Consider the following 21,141-nt stretch of genomic DNA (forward strand, 5'->3'; position numbering starts at 1 on the left):
AGGAAAGGAAAAGGTATGTAAAGATGTTTTTTGTGAGTGGTATTTTTGAAAAGCTGTTTCGCAGATTTGTAGGGGTAGACGATGAAATCTAAAATTCAGTTTATCTTATCAATGATTATTTTCGGTACAATTGGTTTAGTTGTTCGATACATTGATTTATCATCGAGCGAAAGAGCTTTACTTAGTAGTTTCCTAGGATGCTTATTTTTACTGCTATTATTCGTCGTGCTTAAGAAAAAAATTTCATGGAATTTAGTTAAATCTAATGCTTTATTTTTGATTCTTTCAGGTATTGCATTGGGAGGAAATTGGATTTTTCTTTACCAATCATATGACCATACAACAATTGCCAATGCCACGCTAGGTTATTACTTTGCCCCTGTATTTGTGATGATCCTTTCTCCCTATGTACTTCAGGAACAATTATCCATCAAGAAAATTGTGTGTATTGGTGTAGCAGTTATAGGGATGGTAATGATTGTAGGAGAAGGTGTGAGTGCATCCAGTTCAGATGATATACTTGGACTTTCCTTTGGATTAATCGCAGCAGCATTTTATGCTTTGTTATTGCTTTTAAATAAATTTATTAAAGATATGGGGAAGTTAGAGCTGACCATTATTCAGCTTGGAACAACCACTTTACTCCTTATGCCATTTGTTTTCTTGACTTCCGGCTTTGGTATCTTTGAAGTATCAGGTTCTTCAATTCCTTTTATTTTAATTTTAGGGATTATTAATACAGGGATTGGATTTTGGCTATTTTTCTCTGGTATGGAAAAATTAAAGGGACAGAGTATAGCAATGCTAAGTTATGTGGATCCATTTGTAGCTATATTGATTTCTACAATGTTCCTGCAAGAACAAATGACAATTATTCAAATGCTTGGTGGTGGATTACTATTAGGCTCTACGTTTGTTAGTGAAATTAAATTAGTTAAATTTTCAAATCAATTGAAGAAAACACCAGTAGATTAAACCTCTTGCAATTATTAGGACAAACGGCCTTTTTCACACTGTTTATTAGCATGAATGGTAGAATAAAAGTAACTATATAGTATTTAAATATAGAGTTTACTTTAGCATCTTTAGAAAAAGGGAGGCGTATCATCTTGAATTACATAAAAAGTGCCACTTTAATAACAGGGTTGTTCACATCTTTTTTGATCAGTACACATGCTGAGGCTTCGTCAAACATCACCGTACAAATCAATGGACAATCATTAGGATTCGACCAACAGCCTGTCATGGAGAATAGTCGTGTATTAGTTCCTATGAGAACGATTTTTGAAGTGGTGGGAGCAAAGGTTGAATGGGACGCTAAAACATCAACGGTAATGGCTAAAAAGGGAGATTTATCTATTATTCTCCCACTTAATAGCAAACAGGCTGTTATGAATGGAAATCAAAAAAGTTTGGATGTTCCCGCAAAATCAATTAATGGCCGTACCTTAGTGCCACTACGTTTTGTTAGTGAAGCCCTTGGATGCAAGGTGGATTGGTTGACAAATCGTTCGTTGGTGAAAATCACCTTCGATGGAGAAGTGAAGAAACAAACTGGAAAAGTCTATCCTGATGGATGGGTTGCACCAATACTAAAATCGGCTTGGAGTCCCTATGGTGGTGATAACTTAGAAACACTTCAAAATGAACTTGGCTTTACAGATGGTGGTCGTGTTTATGGTATTGAAGGTGCTTCTAAAGCTATTACCCTTTATGGTGGTTATTCGGACTACGAAGTAACCTTAAACTTCTCGATGTGGGATGACGATGCTAACGGTAGATTAAAACAAGCCTACCGTATTCCAATTGTAGCCAAAGAATTGCTTAAATTGTACTTTGCTAGTGATGCCAATCGTGTTTGGAACTACTTAAATACTGGTGATATGCCCGATCAATTTAAAGCAAATGGAAGAATAGTTGTTGCTTCTTATGATGCCAACAGTGGAATTCTTAGTCTTGATGTAGGACATCAATAACAAGCTAACATAGCAAAATGGGTTGTTTTACAAGCAGACAACCCATCTTTGTTGTTGTTAATTATTCAATTCCAACGTTTTATTAATGTTTGTCGTTTTAGAACTTTGCCCTGTCATGCGTTCATAGTAAAAGACAACCCTCTTTATGAAATTTCCTTCTTCCCAATATTCGGCTGCTTCCACTTTTACCTTTATCAAGATAACGTTAGGATCATCATAAGAAGTTTGCATAATTTTCTCGTATACTTTGCTCCACAATTCCTTTTTCTTGTCTAAATCTTCAACGATTTCCGCTCTTCCACGGACGGAAACATAGGATTTACCAACATATGCTACATTAACATCTTGATTATGTAATATTTCATCATATTTATTCGTCTCTTTTTTACTGAAAAACCATAAATCGCCATCATACTCTACTTCTTGTGTTTTCATGGGACGAGAAACAAGCCCTTCTTCAGTAGCCGTAGTCAACATGGCAGTGTCTACTTCTTTAATTAACTCTCTTAATGTTTCAATTTCATTTTGTTTCATCATGTTAGACATTTCTATCACCTCTTTAATGGTTATATACTACCCTCTATGCCAACTTTTATTAAAAGGTTGAGAACACTCGTGACTTCAGTCATGCAGATGAGTCGACCGACTTCTTTGTAAAAACCATCTAGGTTTTCTATTGAAAAGGAACGTTTGTTCCTGTATAATAAAGGTAAATGAATCTTAGTAGGAGGGTGTGTCCGGTGGGAATGAAAACCTATTTTAGTAACCGTATCTATAAAAATACATTACCGGATTCATTCGTAGATTCGATTGGACGCACCCTTCGTGTGTTTAATCAGGCGAAACACTATGCATATTCAACGACTGTAAAAGAAGAGCGCTCTAAACAAAGCCACCGTGGCAACGATTCCATGCATGTGCATGTTAAAAAGAAGTTTTCTTTGAATGATTACTATGCCAATAGTGCAGTCCAAGAAGCAAAAGCTCTTCTTACATCACAAAAAGAGCTAACAGCTGTCTATCTTCAAAATAAACAAGCTCAGATCACCGCAGTTAAAAAGAAAATCAAAACGACAAAAGCCAAACTAACCTCTTATCACAAACTCAAACAATCACTTATCAAGGGAACGGTGAAAATTCCAGGGAACCTTCGGAATGTCAAGAAATACAAAAATGTATGGGCTGTTCACTACAAAAAAGAGACGAACCTATTTTACCATGCTTATCACTTTGAACATCATTATGTTGATGTTGAAATCAAACATCTTCAAAATAAACTGGGGCGGTTGCAATTTAAAGTAAACCGTCTTGCTCTAGAGATGGACAAGCTGAAGTACGATATCCGTAGTGTGGTCTTTGGCTCCCGTAAGTTATTTAAAGCTCAATTTACGAATCCCACTTATGCCAAGAATCACAAGCTTTGGGAAAAAGAATGGAAACGTTCTCGCTATTCTAAGATGACCATTTCCGGGCGGAAAGATGCTAAATATGGAAACTTTGTGTTCACCTACATTCCTGATACTCACCTTCTTTCGTTTCAAACCCCGTTTGGGGATTTGGTGCAAATGGAACAAGTGATGTTTCCATATGGACAAGAACAGGTTCAAAAGGCGATTCAAACCCAGGTAAACTGTTTGAATAAGAAAAAGGGTGGTCAACCGGTCGGATGGAGTTTGGAAGACCATGGAGATTATTACATCCTAAAGTGCCTGATACAAGTGCCCTCTTCTTCTAAGTCCAACTATAGTAAAGCCGATGGTGTGATTGGTGTGGATTGTAATGTCGACCATTTTGCCATTTCTAATATATCGAACACCGGTTGTTTGCAACACTCATTAGTTCAAAAGTTTACGATAACAGATAAAACCTCAGAACAACTCACCAAGATCCTCGAAGCGGAAGCGATTGCATTAGTGCATTATGCGGCACAGTGTCAAAAACCATTGGTATTGGAAAAATTAAATACTACCACATCCAAAGTGTCTAATCCTTACGGCAACCGAAAAGCTAATCAGCGGATGAGTCTCTTTGCCTACCGAAAAATGATAACGTCTATTAAAAACCGGGCGGAGAAATGTGGTGTTCACGTCTACGAAGTAAATCCAGCCTATACATCACAAATCGGAAAATTGAAATATATGAAACGTTTTGGTATATCCATTCATCAAGCGGCCAGTTACGTCATCGCTCGACGAGTGATGGGCTACAAAGAAAAGCTTCCACCAGTGTTGCGTTCCCTTGTTCCGGAGAAGAAACAAGGTCTACATCACTGGGCGCAATGGAATGCGGTGCAACGTCTCCTACGTGATTATCCCAACTATTGGTTTAGTCATGTAGAGTTATCAGAGATTGTTAGGCTTCACCAAACCGGTGAACTCTCTACTCTTAGAATGCTTTCACAGATCCGAGAGGCGATAGGAAATCTGTCAATCACTGATAGCCGAAAATCCTTCTCCTAGTTGAGCGGGAGATGGTCACTCATAGGTGTCTTCTTTTTAGGAGAATCTCAGTACTTTAGTGCTGAGTAGTTCAATCAGGTATAGCGGATTACTAAACTTACTCTAATAAATGGGACCAAATAACCCAATTAATATAACTACAGGTGATATTGTAACTTTTTCACTCAATACTCGTCTCTACTAAATGAATGATAACTTTAAATATTAATGAGGTGTGCCCAAATGAAAAAGACGTTTAAATTGATTACTTTATCAGCCACAGCTTTGCTACAAATCACGACCGCTGGACAAACTTATGCCTTTTCTTCTACATTTACTGATATTGATAATGTGGCAGCAAAGGATAAGGTTGTATATCTAGAAAATCATGGGATTGTAGGAGGGGTAGCATCTGGTCATTTTGCCCCATATGAATCGATTACAGGTGCTCAAGAAGTGTCATTCATCGTCAAGGCACTTGGACTTAATCTAGATACGGTTCGATTTTTTAAAGCACCAAAAGCTACGGATTATTTCAAAAATGCTGATGATGAAGCTTGGTATGCGAATGCTTTCATTATCGCAGCAGTCAACGGCTTAGAATTCCCGTCTGATTTTGATCCGAATAATAAGATAACACGTGAAGAATTCACGTATAATCTTATTCGATCAATGGAAATAAAAAAAGAGATGCCCATGATCAATATGATGTACATTGAAGTTAAAGATGAAGATCAAATAAAGGTTGAATATTCTGGAGCCATTCAACGTGCTATTAAATATGGGGTCATTAAATTAGATGCGGAAGGAAAGTTCCATCCTAAAGCTGACATTACACGAGTTGATGCAGTCGAGGAAATATACAATGCTCTTGATTACCTAAAGAAATATAATCAAAGCCTTTTAAAGTAGGGTTTCTTTGATAGGTGAATGGACAGCATATGTAAAATAGTCTGAGCAAATTGCTGAACTGGTATTATTGCATAATATCGTCCTAAAGTGCACTAAACTTATAATACTCTTTCTTCAAGTAACGGGCGCTTTCCTGTAGCAAGGATCTGCGCTTATTTCCACTTTAGGGCCATTTAGTTGTAGGAAGACAAAATTGAATTGACAATAAAGTCTAATTAGACCTTTGTAAACAAAGAAAGAAGGTTTTTCTATGAAATCTATATTATTAATCGGACAATCAAATATGGCAGGCAGAGGATTTATTGAGGATGTATCTCCGATTTGTAATGAGCACATAAAAATGTTGCGGAACGGAAGATGGCAAATGATGGCAGAGCCACTTAATTTTGATCGTCACGTATCTGGTGTTGGGCCGGCAGCCTCTTTTTCTCAGGCTTGGACAGAGGATCATCCGGGCGAGTCCATTGGGGTCATACCATGTGCCGAGGGAGGAAGCTCTATTGATGATTGGGCAATTGATGGACTATTAACAAGACATGCGATTTCTGAAGCAAAATTCGCTATGGAAACAAGTGAAATAGTGGGAATACTGTGGCATCAAGGAGAAAGCGACAGTTACGGAGAGCGTTATAAGATGTATGAAGATAAATTACTTTCATTATTTAAACACATGAGAGAGGAATTGAATGCACCAGATATCCCAATTATTATCGGTGAGTTGGGACATTACCTCGGAGAGGTCGGATTTGGAAAAAGCGCTGTAGAATATAAACAAATAAACCAGATATTATCTAAAGTTGCTCATACCGAAAAAAATTGTTATTTTGTAACATCAAAAGGCTTAACTGCAAATCCAGATGGCATACATATTGATGCTATATCCCAAAGGAAATTTGGATTAAGATACTATGAAGCCTTTTCAAAACAAAAGCATGTTTTAGATATTTTAGACATAGAGCATCAATGGATTGAAAAGGTAGCAAAACGTGAACTTACTAAAAATGAGCGTATATTTGTTCAAAGTACAAAGTTTGCCTTAGGACAATTGAGTTTTGAGGAGTTTTCTATTAATATCTCCCATATTAATAAAAGCAAATAAATTGTCAACTGAAGAAAGAAATTATTTTTATATTCCGAACATCGTAGGAGAACATCATTTACAGAGATTAATGGAAATGGTGTTTTTAAAAATGGTAAAATGAGGTAAATACATGTGTAAGGAACAGATATGGGGGAACTCTGATGAAAACGATAGGACTAATAGGTGGAATGAGTTGGGAATCTTCAGTTGAATATTATCGAATTATAAATGAAGAGGCCAAAAAAAGATTGGGTGGATTACATTCGGCAAAATGTCTTTTATATAGCGTTGATTTTGATGAGATCGAGCGATTTCAAGCTGAAGGTAAGTGGGAGGAAGCTGGTAAACTATTAGGAGATGTAGCCTATTCATTAGAAAAGGGAGGGGCAGATTTTATTGTTATTTGTACAAATACGATGCATAAAGTAATAGATTTTGTTGAAGAAAAAATAAAGATTCCTATTTTACATATTGCTGATGCAACTGCTACTCAAATAAAAAAGGCAAATCTTCAAACGGTGGGACTATTAGGTACAAAGTACACTATGGAGCAAGACTTTTACAAATCACGAATAAAGTCAAATGGTATAAATGTTTTGGTACCGAATGAAACCGAACGGGAAATAATTAACGAGGTTATTTATAAGGAGTTATGTTTAGGCAAAATACAGCAATCATCAAGGGAATATTATAAGAACGTGATCAAGAACCTGGTTGATCATGGTGCTGAAGGAATAATATTAGGTTGCACGGAAATTGGATTATTAGTGAAACAAAAAGATTCGGAAGTTCCTTTGTTTGATACAACGGCAATACATGCAATTGAGTCCGTTAATAAAGCATTAGTATACTAAGTATCAAGTTCGTAAACAAACCCCCTTCAACGGATCTGAAGGGGGTTTTAATAGTCCTATCTAAAAAGTCGGTTGAGCAAGGTGGGCGATTTTACTCAAATTCATTTCATTATTTACTAGACAATTTTTTAAGCATTAGAATATGTGGAATGCCATCTTCCAAAAAGATATTAGATGAAGTACGATAACCAAGTTTTTTATAAAATCCTTCTGCTTGTGTTTGTCCATGTAATTTAACCTGCAAGGCTCCCCGTTCTTCCGCGATTTCTTCTAATGTATTTATAATGATTTTTCCAAGTCCGAATTTACGGTAAGGCTCAAGGATGCAGATTCTTTCCAATTTACCTACACCATCAATAAACCTTATCCTTCCCGTTCCGACTGGTTGTTCATTGTAATGGACTACTATGTGTTCGCAAAGTCCATTCAGTGTATCAAATTGATCAAATTCATCCTCTAGTGGTACGCCTTGTTCTTCCACAAATACTTCTTTCCTTATAGAAAATGCTGCCATTAAATCTTCATCACTCGTTACTCTTTTTGCATTCATTTTTATCAGTCCTTTTTTTATTAAATTATCCAGAGTCATTTTGTTGCAAATACAATAAAACTAGGTTACATTTAATATAATTCACTTTTATTGCATTTGCAACAAAATATTATGCTAAGGAGCTAATTATGAAGGAAATTCTACGTGAGATTGGAATGATAGCAAGGGCGCTAGATTCTATAAGTAATATTGAATTTAAAGTATATGACCTTACAAAAGGGCAGTATTTGTATCTTGTGCGAATATGTGAAAACCCGGGAATTATTCAGGAAAAGGTAGCCGAGATGATAAAAGTAGACCGAACAACAGCTGCACGTGCTATAAAAAAACTTGAAATGAATGGCTTTATTGAAAAGAAAGACGATCAACATAATAAAAAAATTAAAAAGCTCTTTCCAACAGAAAAAGGGAAAACTGTTTATCCTTTAATAAAAACAGAAAATGATTATTCCAATACCGTTGCACTAGAGGGATTTTCCAAAAGCGAGGTAGAAACCATTTTTGCTCTTCTTCAACGAGTAAGAAAAAATATTGAAAAAGACTGGGAATTTGTCAAAAAGGGAAACAAGAGAAATTATTGATGAAATAAAAGGAGCGATTATAAAAATGACTATAAATATAAAAAAATGCACCATTGAAGATAAACGCATACTTCAAGAAATTAGTTATGAAACATTTAATGAGACATTTAAGAATCAGAATTCATCGGAAAACTTGAATACTTATTTAGAAAGAGCGTTTAACCTAAAACAATTGGAAAAAGAATTAGCCGATATTTCTTCGCAATTCTTTTTTGTTTACTGTAATGATGAACTTGCTGGTTATATAAAGGTCAATATCAATGATGCTCAGTCTGAAGAAATGGGGGATGAATCCCTTGAAATCGAAAGGATTTATGTAAGGAGTAAATTTCAAAAACAAGGGATAGGTAAGTATTTGCTAAATAAAGCTTTAGAAATTGCAATTGAAGGTAATAAAAAGAAAATCTGGCTGGGTGTGTGGGATAAAAATGAAAATGCTATTGTTTTTTATAAAAAAATGGGGTTTGTTCAAACCGGCGCCCACTCTTTTTATATGGGTGATGAAGAGCAATTGGACTTTATAATGACAAAAACACTCATATAACGTAACGGAGCTGTCTAATTGAGGTAGTAATAAAGGAAAAGGAGTATATTTTACGGAATAAGAGGGAGATTAAAAACAAAAGTTAAATTGAGGTTTGTTATGAACTACATTTGGGAATCAATTATTATTTTATTATCAGGATTTTGTTTATTACGCATAGCGGGTAAAAAAACAGTAGCCGAAATGTCTGGATTGGAAATTATAACAATTTTGGCAATTGCATCGACCATAAGCCATGCAATTTCAGGGAAAGGGTTAGTAAAAACAATAGTTGTCCTAAGTACTTTTGTAGCATTTCTTATACTTGTTCAATTTTTAACAATTAAATTTAGTATTTTTAAAAAAATATTCATTGGGAAGGAAACACCAGTTATTCAGAATGGAAAAATTAATTCCAATAACCTTAGGAAATTACGCATCTCAGTTGATCAGTTAGAAGCAAAATTGCGGGAAAATGGAATAACTTCAATAAGTGATGTTAAAAATGCTTCTATTGAAATAACCGGTCAGTTAGGGTATGAGCTAGAGCAGCATGCTAAGCCTGTAACAATAGGTGATTTAGAAAAAATTCTGGATCAGAAAATACCAAAAATACTCCAACAATTAACTGTGAACGAAGGTAAACAGCTAAATGATGGTGAGTGATTTAATAAATTATTAGAAAAACGCATCGAGTCCATTGATTCGATGCGACTTTTGTACGATATATGGTTTGGTAATGAAATGGAAGTTAATCCTGCAATAATTGCAAGTGCAGCAGTACTAAATGAATATATATGAGTGCCAAAAGCAAACGAACCGGGTGAGGAGTAACATTAATAGATGCTGGGAAGCAATTCTATATTGGTGCGGAAAAGACTACATCTTTGATAATTCTTTACGATCAACGGTGTGTGGCGGTTGTTCAAACCAGCCGTTTGCAATCATGATATTCATCCCATCTTCAGCTACCTTGGCATCCTCCACAATCGCTGCTGCATACTTCGCCCCTAAGTCGCGCCTCATTGCACTGGAAAAGGCTGTGCCGTAGTAAGCCATCGCTGTCTGAATCAAAAATCCTCCATGCGCCATCATCAGTTTATCGGAAAATGGTGCCGTTCTTGAATCTGTAACATGTGTATCCCATGTAATAGCCGAGTTGATAAAATCCTCATTGAGGACAGCTGCGAAAAGATTAATATGCTTATCTCCTAATTCCACCAACTTCAACATAAAGTCTCGAATTTTTTTGGATTGAGCTGTCTGACTAAACCCAAGAATCAATGCTTTCGTCATGATACTTTTTTTCAAATTAAAATACAAACTGGTGATTTCAATCACGTTTAGGGGGCGATGATCACCAAACCAACCTGCAAGAAAGCTCTGTTTTTCGGAAAACTCCACTTGTTCCGGAAGATTAATCACCGGAGAACGCTCCAATAGCCCTTTGGACTGCATCATTTTCATTGAAGAACGGTATAACTCGGATGCCCCCTGGTAAGCGGTTGTATAAAATTGGTACACATCATCCCTAATGGCAGTGGCTGATCCTAGTGAGTAAGCATTTAAACCTAGAATCGACATTTCATGAAGATAAAACAGTAAATATTCATCCGTAAAGAGACGAGGGGCTTTCAGATTCACGTCCTCCTTCGTAAATCCATGAGGAATGGGATGCTGTTCATTGTTAAAAAATTCAACTATAGATCTAACATTGTATTCCGAGGATTTTAATGTCTTTTCGTAGAGGCTTCTGATTTGTAAATCTGTAATGGTTTGTAAGGCATATTGATTGATACAGGTTGCCATCGAATTATTCATATAAGCCGCCCAAAGATTAGAAATATCTAGGCCTACGATGTTTTCTTTCACGTATTCCATCCCCCTTTATGATGAAGATCATACCTATACTGACCTAAAATCACCTATGATTGTTGTAGCATTCCGGGAGGAGTATAGGCAGGAGGGACTTTCAGCCATCCCTTTTTCTGCATCAAATTTTTCATCTTAAAGCCCAGCATGAGTTTTTCCATTTGAAATTGCAGAAACATAAGCCCGATATCCGTTCGGATACATTGACTCGCAGATGCTGCTAGCATGTCACTGGCAATGATAAAGTTGATGGATACAGCGTTGGATAATTCGTTATCCGTGAACTTCGCCCCTACCGGTACCGCAGTCGGTTCGGATTTTGATTTTGGCTGTGGCTGCTCGGGTAAGGGGATTCCTTCCTTTTGCATAAATGCTGTTATTTGATTTTTATGGGCCCGACCCACTTTCAGCCCTTGTTCCAGCATGTCATGGAGCTCTTGATCTGTCGTCATATTGAGTCCAACCTCTTGATAGATAATAATTTCCTCTACAAAGGCGAGGTAGGTCCAACACGCCATGGCTTCCCCGATATGGATCAAGGGTTTTTTACCATCATTGAGGGATCGTATCACGTTGAATGTTGTTTCAATCATCGTTTGAAAAGTAGGCATTCTCATCCACCTCCGTAGGGTATTGTTGAAGGAATTTAAACTTATGTTATCCTTAGAAAGAAGAAATTAAATTAGAAATAACTGGAGTGATTGCTAGAAGCACAAATAACTTTAGATTTGGATATTTTAATCAGTAAAAATATAAATTAGAAAATAGACTATTGGGAGCCTTGTGAGAGTGCGATCCCAATAGTCTATTTTTAAGTTACTTACTGAATTAACAATTTACGGAATATATTAAGTTTTTTATCAAGTTCAGTACTTACTTTAACTGTATCTGAATGAGTTAAACCTTTTTTGGTACCTATATCGATCATTGATTTTCTAAGTTCATCAATTTCTTTTTCCAACTCTTCTAAACTAATCATGGTATTCACAGTAATTGCTCCTTAATTTTAACCTGTTAATAAAATACCATTTTGAGGATATAAATGGAAGGTGGTTTTTGTGACCAATATGACCAAAACTATGTTGCCCATTCAATTGAATCAATTGTTTCAAGAACATATTTTGATCATTTAATAAATATTATTTGTTATGGGTAATAAAAACAACTTCTGCAGAAGGGGTGGGAAAATGGCAAAGGTAGGAAAAGATGATTTTATTAGCGGGTTAGTACCGCACCATAATCACGGTTCCGTGGATTACACTTCCATTGAAGCAGGGCATGTTCATCAGTGTTTAGATGTTACATCCCCTCCTATTCAAACTCAGGATGGTAACCATATTCATTATACTGAGGGATACGTAGTCTTCGAAAACGGACATAACCATTATTACAAAGCTTATTCAGGGCCCGCCATCCCGGTTGGAAATGGTATGCATGTCCATTATTATGATTTTTATACAACTGTAGACGATGGACATCGACACCATATCAGAGGAGTTGACAGGCCAGCTCCAGGTACTAAATGATGCTTAATGAGAGTAGTAAATTTTACTTAAAAGTAACAAATGCGTATCCACAAAAGTAGATACGCAAGACGAGAAAAAATTAGTTGTTGTCTTCTTTTGGTTCATTAGGAAAATAAATAAGTTCTTGATAAAATACAGCAAGGCTATTCGTAGTATAAGGAGCCAGCCACAAAAATCCTATTCCAAGCGTAAGAATGCACAAAAAACCCCAGCCGATAAAACTTAAATAAAGAAGGAATAGCTTCCACTTCAAGCCCTTCATTCGCTTTCTACTTTCTTTTATTAATTCTAATGGACCATAATCAGGATGGTCTTTCATTAAGTAGTATGCTTGTGAATAGGCCAACCCTTTGATGATACCAGGGATAATTAATAATAGACTCCAAAGAAAAGTGAAAATACCAATTAGAATTGTTAGACCAATCAGTCTTAATGAAAGTTCTCCATTTGCATATACAGTAAATGTACGTCCGATACTGGGATTTTCATTGCGATACATTTCTAAATAAAACCAATATACTGCAACACTAAAAGGCATAAGTAAAAGAGATACAACTAAATTGATAAAACCTGTTAATGGAGTTGGGTCATCTTGTGTCCAAGCTTCAAACCCTCCACTTAATGGAATCTCTACAATTGTTGGTAATATAGTGGTTACTAAAAAAGTAATGAATGTTAATAAAACGGCATTTCCCCAATTTCCCTTAAGGGATGATCGAGCAAGCTTCTTAAGTTCTGATACACTCATGTGGTTCCCCCCTTTTTTATGAATAATTCCATTATATATTAAAAAAATGGAAACTATGGGGGGTCTTGTTAAATTTTAGTAAAAAATATAGTAGCAAACTATTTTCCATGATCCTATCCTTAGATTGCTTTAACAGCAGCATTTTCAACAATTTGCAAAGGAAGTTCATGAATAGTAATTTCCGGACGACTGCCAACACGGATATTCACCCCGGTTTGGCCCAATCCTTCGTTAATATAATATGGTTTGCCATCTTGCAAATGGAAGCCTTTAATTTTATTCATTCTAGCAAGCTTGCCCATTTTAACAAGGTGGTAGGCTTTTGGATAACAGATTTGCCCCCCATGGAAATGGCCGGAAAGCAAATAATCAAAATGGTATTTTTTCATGTGCAAAACAATATTTGGGTCATGCGTTAAAACAAGATTGGTACCTGATGTAATTCCGTTAAAAGAAGCCTCAAGATCACTACGTTTTGTATGAAAATCATCAATACCAATAATATTCACCGGATGATTATCAACATAAATGAGGTCATTTTCATTGAACAACACTTTACAGTGATACTGTTCGAGAATGTTGACCAGTTTTTTCTGGTTTTGCTTTCGCAATACATAGTCATGGTTTCCTAAAACGGCATATATTCCATATTTTGGATTAAGTTTATTTAACGGCTCCAGGTAGGGTATAAGCTTTGGTATCGTCCACTTTCGGTCTAAATAATCACCCGTCAGTGCGATTAAATCAATTTCTTCATTTTTAAGTTTTTCATAAAGTTCATTAGGAGAAATCGAGATGTTTTCAAGATGTAAATCAGATAATTGCAATATATTTAATGTAGGATTATTTTTGTTTGCGTAATCCTTATTGATTTTAACTCTATTAATTACAACATCCTTCGTGTTATTGTGAGCCTTTTTAATGAGGTAAACAGGAATAACAAGGAATAAAGCAATTATAATTAATTCCAATTACAAACACCTCCCTACTTGAAATTATACAGGAAAGTGATATCCATTTTCATATGCAAAAGTTGGAATGAAATAAGTTACAAACACCGTTCATATTGTTAAAATATGTATCAGTGTAAATATTTAGCTTGCGGGGTGGAAAAATGAAACAACATACATATCAATTTAGGGTTGAATGGGGAGATACCGATGCAGCCGGTATAGTATTTTCACCAAACTTTTATAAATGGATGGATCAAGCCGTTCATTATTATTTTGAAAGTATTGGCTTTCCGATTGTAAAACTTGTTTGTGATGAAAAAATAGGGATTCCAGTCATCGAGTCGAAGTGTAATTTTCAAAAACCATTATACTATGCCGACAATGTAGCCATTTATACGACCATTTTGGAATTACGAGATAAAGTGATTACCTTTGGGCACGAATTTTTTGTGGATAGCAATAAAATTGCGGAAGGTTATCAAATTAGAGCATTAGCTAACATAAGCGGGGGCAAGGCTAAGGCCATTTCCATTCCCAAATCAATAAATAAAGCAATTGTTGAAAGTGGAGTTGTGCAATCGGTCTAGGGGATTGATTGCACTTCAATTTGTGATTGAAGGTGGTTTTGTTGCAAATATTAGTTGTAATGATTGGTGGCTTTTTTGGAGCGATCTCAAGATATAGTTTGGGTAAATGGATTTCAAATGAGATTGACAACGGGTTTCCTATTGGAACTTTATTGATAAATTTAGTTGGATGTTTTTTTCTCGGATGGTTTTTAACGTTTTTAAAACAAAGGAAGAAAGTTCGACCTGAGCTATCCTTATTGATTGGTACAGGTTTTACTGGTTCTTTTACAACATTTTCAACATTTTCGGTAGAAACAGTACAGCTTTGGCAACATGGTCAAGTATTCCCAGGAGTACTCTATGTTTTAAGTAGTATCGTATTAGGATTACTGTTAGCATTTTTAGGCGTTCGTTTAGCCACACCTTCAAAAAAGGAAGGTGGCACTATATGATTTGGTTCATTGGACTTGGCGGTGCTTTAGGTGCAGCTGCACGCTATTTGTTGGGAATTTTTATCAATGGAAGGGCAAGTAGCTTGTTCGGATTTCCGCTTGGTACTTTGCTCATTAATATTTCAGGATCTTTTTTACTAGGCGTCTTAGCAAATCTTCATGTTGCGGACAAGATAAGTGAGTCGCTCTGGTTATTTGCTGGGGTTGGTTTTTGCGGGGCCTATACGACTTTTTCCACCTTTGGCTATGAAACCATCACGTTACTGGAAGCGAAAAAAACCAAGATGGCAATTTTATACGTGGCATCGTCTTTAGTCATTAGTATCATCGTAGCAGCAATCGGGCTTCTTCTTTAAAATGTACCACTTGGAGGGAAAATCATGCATGATATCAACTCATTATTCCGTAATAGAATCGGTTTTCCATTGGGAGAGAAACTAACGTTTGCAAGTCTTAATGAAGTTCTTGAAAAAACGGCCAAAACAATTCCGTTTGAAAATATATGTGTGATTAATAAAAGTGCAAAAGATATAACAGTGGAAAATCTGATTAATAAAATACTCAAAAGTAAAGAAGGCGGCCTTTGCTACGAATTAAATGCGATTTTTTATTTATTTTTAAAAGAAAACGGCTTTGATGTTTCGTTAGTTAGAGGTGCCATTTACGACCATGCTTCTAAAAACTGGGCGCGTACCGGCAGAACTCATGTGACGATTTTATTACGACATGAAAATGAATCGTACTTGGTTGATACGGGATTTGGCGGGAATTTGCCTTTAAAGCCGGTTCCATTCAATGGCGATGTTGTTGCATCAAAAACTGGTGAATTTCGGGTGAAGAAGCTTGAAAGTGAGTACGGAAACTATTGTTTAGAGATGAAGCTAAGATATAAGGATGATGACTGGAAGATTGGTTATGCTTTTGAATCGAATAGGGAAGTGCATGATCTATCGGAATTAAATGATGTGAAAAGGATCATAGCCGAAAGTGAGCATTCTGCGTTTAACAAAACGCCTCTCATTACGCGGATTTCAGAAGAAGGAAATATGACGCTGACGAATTCTTTATTTTCAGTTAGGAAAAATGGGGAAGTAACGAAAGAGCAAATTGACGAAGCAAGATTTAAAGTGTTGGCGAAAGAACATTTTGAAATGGATGTATAGGTATTATGGGCGGCATGATGTAATATGCCCATCAAACCCTTGACATGACTGGGTTTTGTAGTAAGATGAGAGTGATTTGCTAACATTGAGGAAATTAACAGAGGCTTCTCATGAGTTTTATGAACTTGTGAGAGGTCTCTTTATTTTTGAAAGAAAATGCTAAATGAAGGAAAAAACGACGTTAAAAAGAATGCATGACTTTTATAGATGACTGAAACAAAGTAAAATTAATGTGAGGTCATTTAATTAATAGAACAAAATAGAAGAGGGATTTATTATGATTCAAGTGAAAAATACACCGAATTATACAGGAGTTGCAATAAGCGGGGATTTCTATGATTTTGAGGCACTTTATGAGTCACTTCACACTATTGTTGGTGAAGAATGGGAGTGGGAAGAATATGTGGGAGCAAGATTAAGGGTACTTGGTATTTGTTATGATATTCGTCATGCTTTAATGGGGCATCGTGAAGTTGCATTTGTTGAAAATGGACTAGATGAGTACAAGATGAAGCAATTGTCAGTAATTGCAAATGATAAAAATATATATTTAACATTTAATGTTCTATGGCCAGAAGTTCTATTTGTTTTAATGGCATTAAATGATTTTATAAAAGTTTATGCAAGAAAACAAGCAAAAGGTAAATATTACGCGCTGATTGATTATCGAAATATTTGGGACCCTTCCATTACAATGGTTTGCAGCCTTCAGGCTGCCATTGCAAATTGTATGAAAGAGACAATACCAGAAACCTCAATTAACCGTGTATTCAAATTAATGTATCATGACTATTCTTGGGCTGATAATTATGCAACACAATACCTTGATGAATTAAATTGTAGATTTATAGAAATGGAAGCGGAGAAGAGAATAAAAAACATTACTATTATGGCAAAAAGAATAGCAGAAAAAGGTCGAGAGTATCAGGCGGTAAATGAAGCTGTATTAAAGGCTGCTAGAGAATATAACTGCCACATGACAGAAATAAGGATGTCATCACCTGAATATCCTGAATTCATAGAGTGGTAAAGGTGTTATAGGGTTGGCGACAAAAAGAAGTGTACAAGCTTGGGCAGAGGCAAAAAAACGATGTCGTTTAAATGAGACTGATATACAAATGGCTAAGGAGTTAGGAATGACACCTAAGAGTTTAATTAAAAATAATCCTGCACCTAATCAGCACTGGAAAGTACCTGTAAAAGTTTGGATTCGTGATCTATATGAAGAGAAGTTCGGTAAGTATGTAGGCTATGTATGAATTTGATTTTAATGAAGTTCGGTTATCCCCCAGCTGTGATTCGAAGAGAAGCGCGAGAAGACTATTTACTATCTTTGGAATCATCTGACAATGGAAATCTAACTCCACTTATTGATTTGGTAGCAAAAGAATTGAAAAAAAGTTTAAAAATTATGAATGAATTTTCGGATGATAATTAATCAAATATCATACTGTCTAACCCTTGATATGACTGGGCTTTGTAGTAAGATGAGAGTGGTTTGCTAACATTTTGTCATAGAATATTTTAATCGAAGCCTCTCATGAGTTGACCGAATTTTTGAGAGGCTACTTTTTTCATTTCTTGAGTGACATGAAGGTACGCATTTTTCTTAATTTGGTCATTTAGTGAATACCATGAGGATAGGGCATTTACCCATGGGGCTATTAAACTATGAGGAATAGAAAAGCCTAATATCTTATTCTTAAGGTCCTTGATTAACCATCTTTCCGGCAAATGGAAAAGAAGATAACAGAAGGTTAATTTCATCAATCATGTCATCTTCTTCTTTTGAAAACTACTATTCTCCTTTAATTCCTTTGCGGTATAACGTTTCATGTCTGGATTACCAAGAAAAAACGTTGGAGGGATTCCTTTAATTCTGGATATGCTTCGATTTCCTGTGCTAAATTATCGGGTTCTACATTCGTAGATGCCTGATCATGCACTTCTAAGGAGAACAGTTTTCCATCGGCCACAAACATTGCAGCATTTTTGTTATCCAACGCATTCGCAAGATCTTTTTTCACATTTTCACTTAATGCACTCATTATTCATCACCTCAAGAGATTTGGCTTGTTTATTTTCTTTATTATAACACATGATAAGATCTCCCTAGATAAGGTATACGCTTCAACTATAGGTTAAAAAGTTGCGTTAGCAAAATGCAAAAAATTTCCGAACACAATCAAGTGCCCACTTTTATACAAAAATCCGCTTTCCTGCTTTAGAAAGCTCGCTAAAAATAACAGGGACAAGCGAAAGGGTAAGTACGAACACCCAATCCTTAACAGTTAATACATGAATTCCGAAGATCTCGTTAAAAACTGGTACATTCACTAAAATCGTTTGAAGGCCGATGCCTAATAAAATGGAAGCAAGTAAAAACTTGTTTGTTAACAACCCAACATGATAAAGAGATTTCCTTGTACTCCGCAAATTTAGGGAGTGAAATAATTGGGAAACGCTTAACGTAACAAAAGCCATGGTTTGGGCATGAACAAGCGCCTCACTTGAAATGTTGGCGAAGTCAATGGTGAATATCGATGGTGCACCAGAATAATAATGCAATCCAGATACAAAGGAAAATAATGTCAATAAACCGATTAATACCCCGTATAGCAACGTAAATGTTCCGCCTCCATGGGCAAAGATACTTTCTTTAATAGAACGCGGCTGTTGCTTCATCACATCTGGATCATCAGGGTCCAAACCGAGTGAAATGGCAGGAAGCGTATCTGTTATTAAATTTATCCATAAAATATGAACGGCGGTAAGTGGTGCTGGCCATCCCAGGAGAATCGCTACGAAAAGTGTGATAATTTCTCCGAAATTACAGGATAATAAGAATAAAATCGCTTTTTTAATGTTTTGGTAAATGTTCCTGCCTTCTTCCACGGCGGATACAATCGTTGCAAAGTTATCATCTGTCAACACGATATCGGCAGCCCCTTTAGCCACATCCGTGCCACCTTTACCCATCGCCACACCCACATCGGCTTGTTTTAACGAGGGGGCATCATTGACCCCGTCGCCAGTCATTGCCACAATCCGGTTATTTTCTTTTAAAGCTTTCACAATTTTTACCTTGTGTTCCGGTGATACCCGGGCGAATACGCGTATCTTAGAAACCTTCTCACATAATTCATAATCACTAAGTCGATCAATCTCCGATCCGGCCATTGACTCGGATTCATTATTAGCAATGCCAAGTTCCTTGGCAATTGCAAATGCTGTTTTTTGATTATCGCCGGTAATCATAACGGTTTGGATGCCGGCACTTTTGCATTGGGCGATAGACGCTTTTACTTCTTCCCTTGGAGGGTCAATCATTCCGGTAAGACCTAGTAGTACTAGTTTATTTTCTAATTCTTCCTCTGTAAGTGGGGCAGAAGCGGGTATTTCCTTAAAGGCAATTGCCAGAACACGCAATGCTTCGAGTGACATTGCATTGGCTTGTTCTTTTATTATTTCTGCCTCTAAGTTCGTCATTGGAATCATTTGGCCAGCATTCATCACATTTGTAGTTTTAGGTAAAATACTTTCCAACGCACCTTTTACCATGACGAAATATCGGTTGTTGTGTTGATGAACAGTCGTCATCATTTTCCGGTCTGAATCAAAAGGAATTTCAAAGACACGAATATAGTTATGATCAAGAATTTGTTTGTCTAGACCAGCCTCCTTTGCCGCAGCAACAAGAGCAATTTCAGTCGGGTCGCCTGATTGTTCTTCCTCTGTAAAAACAGCATCATTACAAAGGGCCATCGCTTCAAAGAAGCGGGAATATGGCGGCTCCTTTAAAGAGGGCGATGTAATGGAGTGATAAGCACCGTTTACAAAGACTTTTGTTACGGTCATTTTATTTTGGGTAAGTGTACCGGTTTTATCAGAGCAAATAACGCTGACAGCGCCAAGGGTTTCAACAGCTGGAAGCTTTCGAACTACAGCCCGGCGTTTAATCATTCTTTGAACGCCGAGGGCAAGCACAATCGTGACGATGGCTGGTAGGCCTTCAGGAATCGCCGCAACTGCCAGGCTTACTGAAATTAAAAACATATCCAGAACATCTCTTCCTTGGAAAAAGCCGATGAGGAAGATGACAACAGAGACAATGACGGCACCAATCCCAAGTATTTTGCCAAGTTCAGCTAATTTTTTTTGTAGTGGGGTTTGTTCCTGATCTTGTTCCGCAAGTAAATTTGCAATTTTACCGATTTCAGTCCGCATCCCCGTATTCACAACAATCCCAACGGCACGCCCGTAGGTGGATAGGGTTGACATAAAGGCCATATTATGTTGGTCGGCAATGGGGGCAACGCTCGTTGTCAGCCAATCTGCATTTTTATCCACTGGAACCGATTCACCAGTCAAGGAGGATTCCTCTACTTTAAAATTGGCAGTTTCAATTAAACGCAAATCTGCCGGGATAAAACGCCCAGCATCAATGATCACAACATCGCCAGGGACAACTTCCTCTGATGGAATCTCTTTTATTAGTTCATCACGTTTCACAATTGCTTTTGGGGTCGTCATCTTTTTCAGTTCCTCCAAGGCTTTCTCCGCCTTCGATTCTTGGATGACTCCAATCACTGTGTTAAGTAAAATTACAAAAATAATAATCATAGCGTCGCTATATTCGCCAACAACCATAGAAATGATGGCCGCGCCTATTAAAATATAAATTAAGATGCTATTGATTTGTTCGAAAAACAACTTCAGTAACGATGCTTTTTTATGTTCACTGAACTTATTTGCGCCGTATTTTTCCAACCGCTTTTTTGCTTCTTCACTAGAAAGACCTGTTTCGAACTTTGTACCTAAATCTGTACGTACTTCCTCTTTAGTTTTTGTGTACCACATGCCGCGTCCCCCTTTCAAACATTCATATAATGGGAAAATTTATCTTATTTTAATTAAAACACAAAAGGTGGAGGGAATTCGTA

At 36.6% G+C, this 21,141-nt stretch carries 26 protein-coding genes; 16 read left to right on the forward strand and 10 right to left on the reverse strand.

Annotated elements, in window-relative coordinates:
• The first annotated feature begins 81 nt into the window (after positions 1-81).
• Entirely contained in the window at positions 82-975 is an 894-nt protein-coding gene (locus tag ACNQFZ_RS20400) for a DMT family transporter (protein ID WP_458413124.1), read from the forward strand.
• Positions 976-1,109: 134 nt separating this feature from the next.
• On the forward strand, positions 1,110-1,976 hold the full coding sequence (locus ACNQFZ_RS20405; RefSeq protein ID WP_458413125.1) for a stalk domain-containing protein: 867 nt from the start codon (positions 1,110-1,112) through the stop codon (positions 1,974-1,976).
• A gap of 57 nt (positions 1,977-2,033) precedes the next feature.
• Here the strand turns inward: ACNQFZ_RS20405 and ACNQFZ_RS20410 are convergent, their stop codons facing one another.
• The gene (locus ACNQFZ_RS20410; RefSeq protein WP_458413126.1) at positions 2,034-2,522 is read right to left on the reverse strand and encodes a pyridoxamine 5'-phosphate oxidase family protein; all 489 of its coding nucleotides are present in this window, start codon (positions 2,520-2,522) and stop codon (positions 2,034-2,036) included.
• A gap of 200 nt (positions 2,523-2,722) precedes the next feature.
• Between ACNQFZ_RS20410 and ACNQFZ_RS20415 the strand changes: the two genes are divergently transcribed.
• From ACNQFZ_RS20415 to ACNQFZ_RS20430, 4 genes are all read left to right on the forward strand, one after another.
• Positions 2,723-4,435, forward strand: a complete 1,713-nt coding sequence (locus ACNQFZ_RS20415; protein WP_458415455.1) for an IS200/IS605 family accessory protein TnpB-related protein — start codon at positions 2,723-2,725, stop codon at positions 4,433-4,435.
• Between the two features lie 222 nt (positions 4,436-4,657).
• The gene (locus tag ACNQFZ_RS20420) at positions 4,658-5,326 is read left to right on the forward strand and encodes an S-layer homology domain-containing protein (RefSeq protein ID WP_458413127.1); all 669 of its coding nucleotides are present in this window, start codon (positions 4,658-4,660) and stop codon (positions 5,324-5,326) included.
• 250 nt (positions 5,327-5,576) lie between these two features.
• Complete coding sequence (locus ACNQFZ_RS20425) at positions 5,577-6,425, forward strand: sialate O-acetylesterase (RefSeq protein ID WP_458413128.1); 849 nt, start codon at positions 5,577-5,579, stop codon at positions 6,423-6,425.
• Between the two features lie 143 nt (positions 6,426-6,568).
• Positions 6,569-7,261, forward strand: a complete 693-nt coding sequence (locus tag ACNQFZ_RS20430) for an aspartate/glutamate racemase family protein (RefSeq protein WP_458413129.1) — start codon at positions 6,569-6,571, stop codon at positions 7,259-7,261.
• A 109-nt stretch (positions 7,262-7,370) separates the two neighbouring features.
• On the opposite strand, the gene ACNQFZ_RS20435 is transcribed toward ACNQFZ_RS20430, so the two are convergent.
• The gene (locus tag ACNQFZ_RS20435) at positions 7,371-7,811 is read right to left on the reverse strand and encodes a GNAT family N-acetyltransferase (RefSeq protein WP_458413130.1); all 441 of its coding nucleotides are present in this window, start codon (positions 7,809-7,811) and stop codon (positions 7,371-7,373) included.
• A 128-nt stretch (positions 7,812-7,939) separates the two neighbouring features.
• Between ACNQFZ_RS20435 and ACNQFZ_RS20440 the strand changes: the two genes are divergently transcribed.
• From ACNQFZ_RS20440 to ACNQFZ_RS20450, 3 genes are all read left to right on the forward strand, one after another.
• Positions 7,940-8,392, forward strand: coding sequence for a MarR family winged helix-turn-helix transcriptional regulator (locus ACNQFZ_RS20440; protein ID WP_458413131.1), 453 nt, complete (start codon positions 7,940-7,942; stop codon positions 8,390-8,392).
• Positions 8,393-8,417: 25 nt separating this feature from the next.
• Positions 8,418-8,936 (forward strand): GNAT family N-acetyltransferase, encoded by a 519-nt coding sequence (locus tag ACNQFZ_RS20445; RefSeq protein WP_458415456.1) that lies wholly within the window; start codon positions 8,418-8,420, stop codon positions 8,934-8,936.
• 99 nt (positions 8,937-9,035) lie between these two features.
• Positions 9,036-9,581, forward strand: a complete 546-nt coding sequence (locus ACNQFZ_RS20450) for a DUF421 domain-containing protein (RefSeq protein WP_458413132.1) — start codon at positions 9,036-9,038, stop codon at positions 9,579-9,581.
• Between the two features lie 213 nt (positions 9,582-9,794).
• On the opposite strand, the gene ACNQFZ_RS20455 is transcribed toward ACNQFZ_RS20450, so the two are convergent.
• The 3 genes from ACNQFZ_RS20455 to ACNQFZ_RS20465 all read right to left on the reverse strand — a co-directional run bounded on the left by ACNQFZ_RS20455 (position 9,795) and on the right by ACNQFZ_RS20465 (position 11,766).
• On the reverse strand, positions 9,795-10,787 hold the full coding sequence (locus tag ACNQFZ_RS20455; protein WP_458413133.1) for a DUF3231 family protein: 993 nt from the start codon (positions 10,785-10,787) through the stop codon (positions 9,795-9,797).
• Positions 10,788-10,840: 53 nt separating this feature from the next.
• Positions 10,841-11,398 (reverse strand): DUF3231 family protein, encoded by a 558-nt coding sequence (locus ACNQFZ_RS20460; protein WP_458413134.1) that lies wholly within the window; start codon positions 11,396-11,398, stop codon positions 10,841-10,843.
• A 209-nt stretch (positions 11,399-11,607) separates the two neighbouring features.
• Positions 11,608-11,766: an aspartyl-phosphate phosphatase Spo0E family protein gene (locus tag ACNQFZ_RS20465; RefSeq protein WP_458415457.1), complete on the reverse strand. Its 159-nt coding sequence runs from the start codon at positions 11,764-11,766 to the stop codon at positions 11,608-11,610.
• 208 nt (positions 11,767-11,974) lie between these two features.
• Between ACNQFZ_RS20465 and ACNQFZ_RS20470 the strand changes: the two genes are divergently transcribed.
• Positions 11,975-12,313, forward strand: coding sequence for a YmaF family protein (locus ACNQFZ_RS20470; RefSeq protein WP_458413135.1), 339 nt, complete (start codon positions 11,975-11,977; stop codon positions 12,311-12,313).
• Between the two features lie 79 nt (positions 12,314-12,392).
• On the opposite strand, the gene ACNQFZ_RS20475 is transcribed toward ACNQFZ_RS20470, so the two are convergent.
• Together ACNQFZ_RS20475 and ACNQFZ_RS20480 are read right to left on the reverse strand one after the other, a co-directional pair.
• The gene (locus ACNQFZ_RS20475; RefSeq protein WP_458413136.1) at positions 12,393-13,061 is read right to left on the reverse strand and encodes a DUF975 family protein; all 669 of its coding nucleotides are present in this window, start codon (positions 13,059-13,061) and stop codon (positions 12,393-12,395) included.
• Positions 13,062-13,180: 119 nt separating this feature from the next.
• Positions 13,181-14,032: a metallophosphoesterase gene (locus tag ACNQFZ_RS20480; protein WP_458413137.1), complete on the reverse strand. Its 852-nt coding sequence runs from the start codon at positions 14,030-14,032 to the stop codon at positions 13,181-13,183.
• A gap of 143 nt (positions 14,033-14,175) precedes the next feature.
• On the opposite strand from ACNQFZ_RS20480, the gene ACNQFZ_RS20485 reads away from it, so the two are divergent.
• From ACNQFZ_RS20485 to ACNQFZ_RS20510, 6 genes are all read left to right on the forward strand, one after another.
• On the forward strand, positions 14,176-14,601 hold the full coding sequence (locus ACNQFZ_RS20485) for an acyl-CoA thioesterase (RefSeq protein WP_458413138.1): 426 nt from the start codon (positions 14,176-14,178) through the stop codon (positions 14,599-14,601).
• Positions 14,602-14,633: 32 nt separating this feature from the next.
• Positions 14,634-15,035 carry a fluoride efflux transporter CrcB gene (crcB, locus tag ACNQFZ_RS20490; protein WP_458413139.1) on the forward strand — a complete coding sequence of 134 codons (402 nt, stop codon included), beginning with the start codon at positions 14,634-14,636 and terminating at the stop codon, positions 15,033-15,035.
• A complete protein-coding gene (gene crcB, locus ACNQFZ_RS20495; protein ID WP_458413140.1) occupies positions 15,032-15,391 on the forward strand; it encodes a fluoride efflux transporter CrcB in 360 nt (119 codons plus the stop codon). The genes crcB (ACNQFZ_RS20490) and crcB (ACNQFZ_RS20495) overlap by 4 nt, the downstream gene beginning before the upstream one ends.
• A gap of 24 nt (positions 15,392-15,415) precedes the next feature.
• Positions 15,416-16,198: an arylamine N-acetyltransferase family protein gene (locus ACNQFZ_RS20500; RefSeq protein ID WP_458413141.1), complete on the forward strand. Its 783-nt coding sequence runs from the start codon at positions 15,416-15,418 to the stop codon at positions 16,196-16,198.
• Between the two features lie 277 nt (positions 16,199-16,475).
• Entirely contained in the window at positions 16,476-17,228 is a 753-nt protein-coding gene (locus tag ACNQFZ_RS20505) for a DUF6904 family protein (RefSeq protein WP_458413142.1), read from the forward strand.
• Between the two features lie 13 nt (positions 17,229-17,241).
• On the forward strand, positions 17,242-17,457 hold the full coding sequence (locus tag ACNQFZ_RS20510; RefSeq protein ID WP_458413143.1) for a hypothetical protein: 216 nt from the start codon (positions 17,242-17,244) through the stop codon (positions 17,455-17,457).
• Positions 17,458-17,722: 265 nt separating this feature from the next.
• Here the strand turns inward: ACNQFZ_RS20510 and ACNQFZ_RS20515 are convergent, their stop codons facing one another.
• The 3 genes from ACNQFZ_RS20515 to ACNQFZ_RS20525 all read right to left on the reverse strand — a co-directional run bounded on the left by ACNQFZ_RS20515 (position 17,723) and on the right by ACNQFZ_RS20525 (position 21,058).
• Positions 17,723-17,965: a hypothetical protein gene (locus tag ACNQFZ_RS20515; RefSeq protein WP_458415458.1), complete on the reverse strand. Its 243-nt coding sequence runs from the start codon at positions 17,963-17,965 to the stop codon at positions 17,723-17,725.
• A 65-nt stretch (positions 17,966-18,030) separates the two neighbouring features.
• Positions 18,031-18,246: a hypothetical protein gene (locus ACNQFZ_RS20520; RefSeq protein ID WP_458413144.1), complete on the reverse strand. Its 216-nt coding sequence runs from the start codon at positions 18,244-18,246 to the stop codon at positions 18,031-18,033.
• Positions 18,247-18,397: 151 nt separating this feature from the next.
• Positions 18,398-21,058 (reverse strand): cation-translocating P-type ATPase, encoded by a 2,661-nt coding sequence (locus tag ACNQFZ_RS20525; protein WP_458413145.1) that lies wholly within the window; start codon positions 21,056-21,058, stop codon positions 18,398-18,400.
• Positions 21,059-21,141 lie beyond the last annotated feature (83 nt).

It is taken from the genome of Schinkia acidoalkalinis, assembly GCF_054301215.1.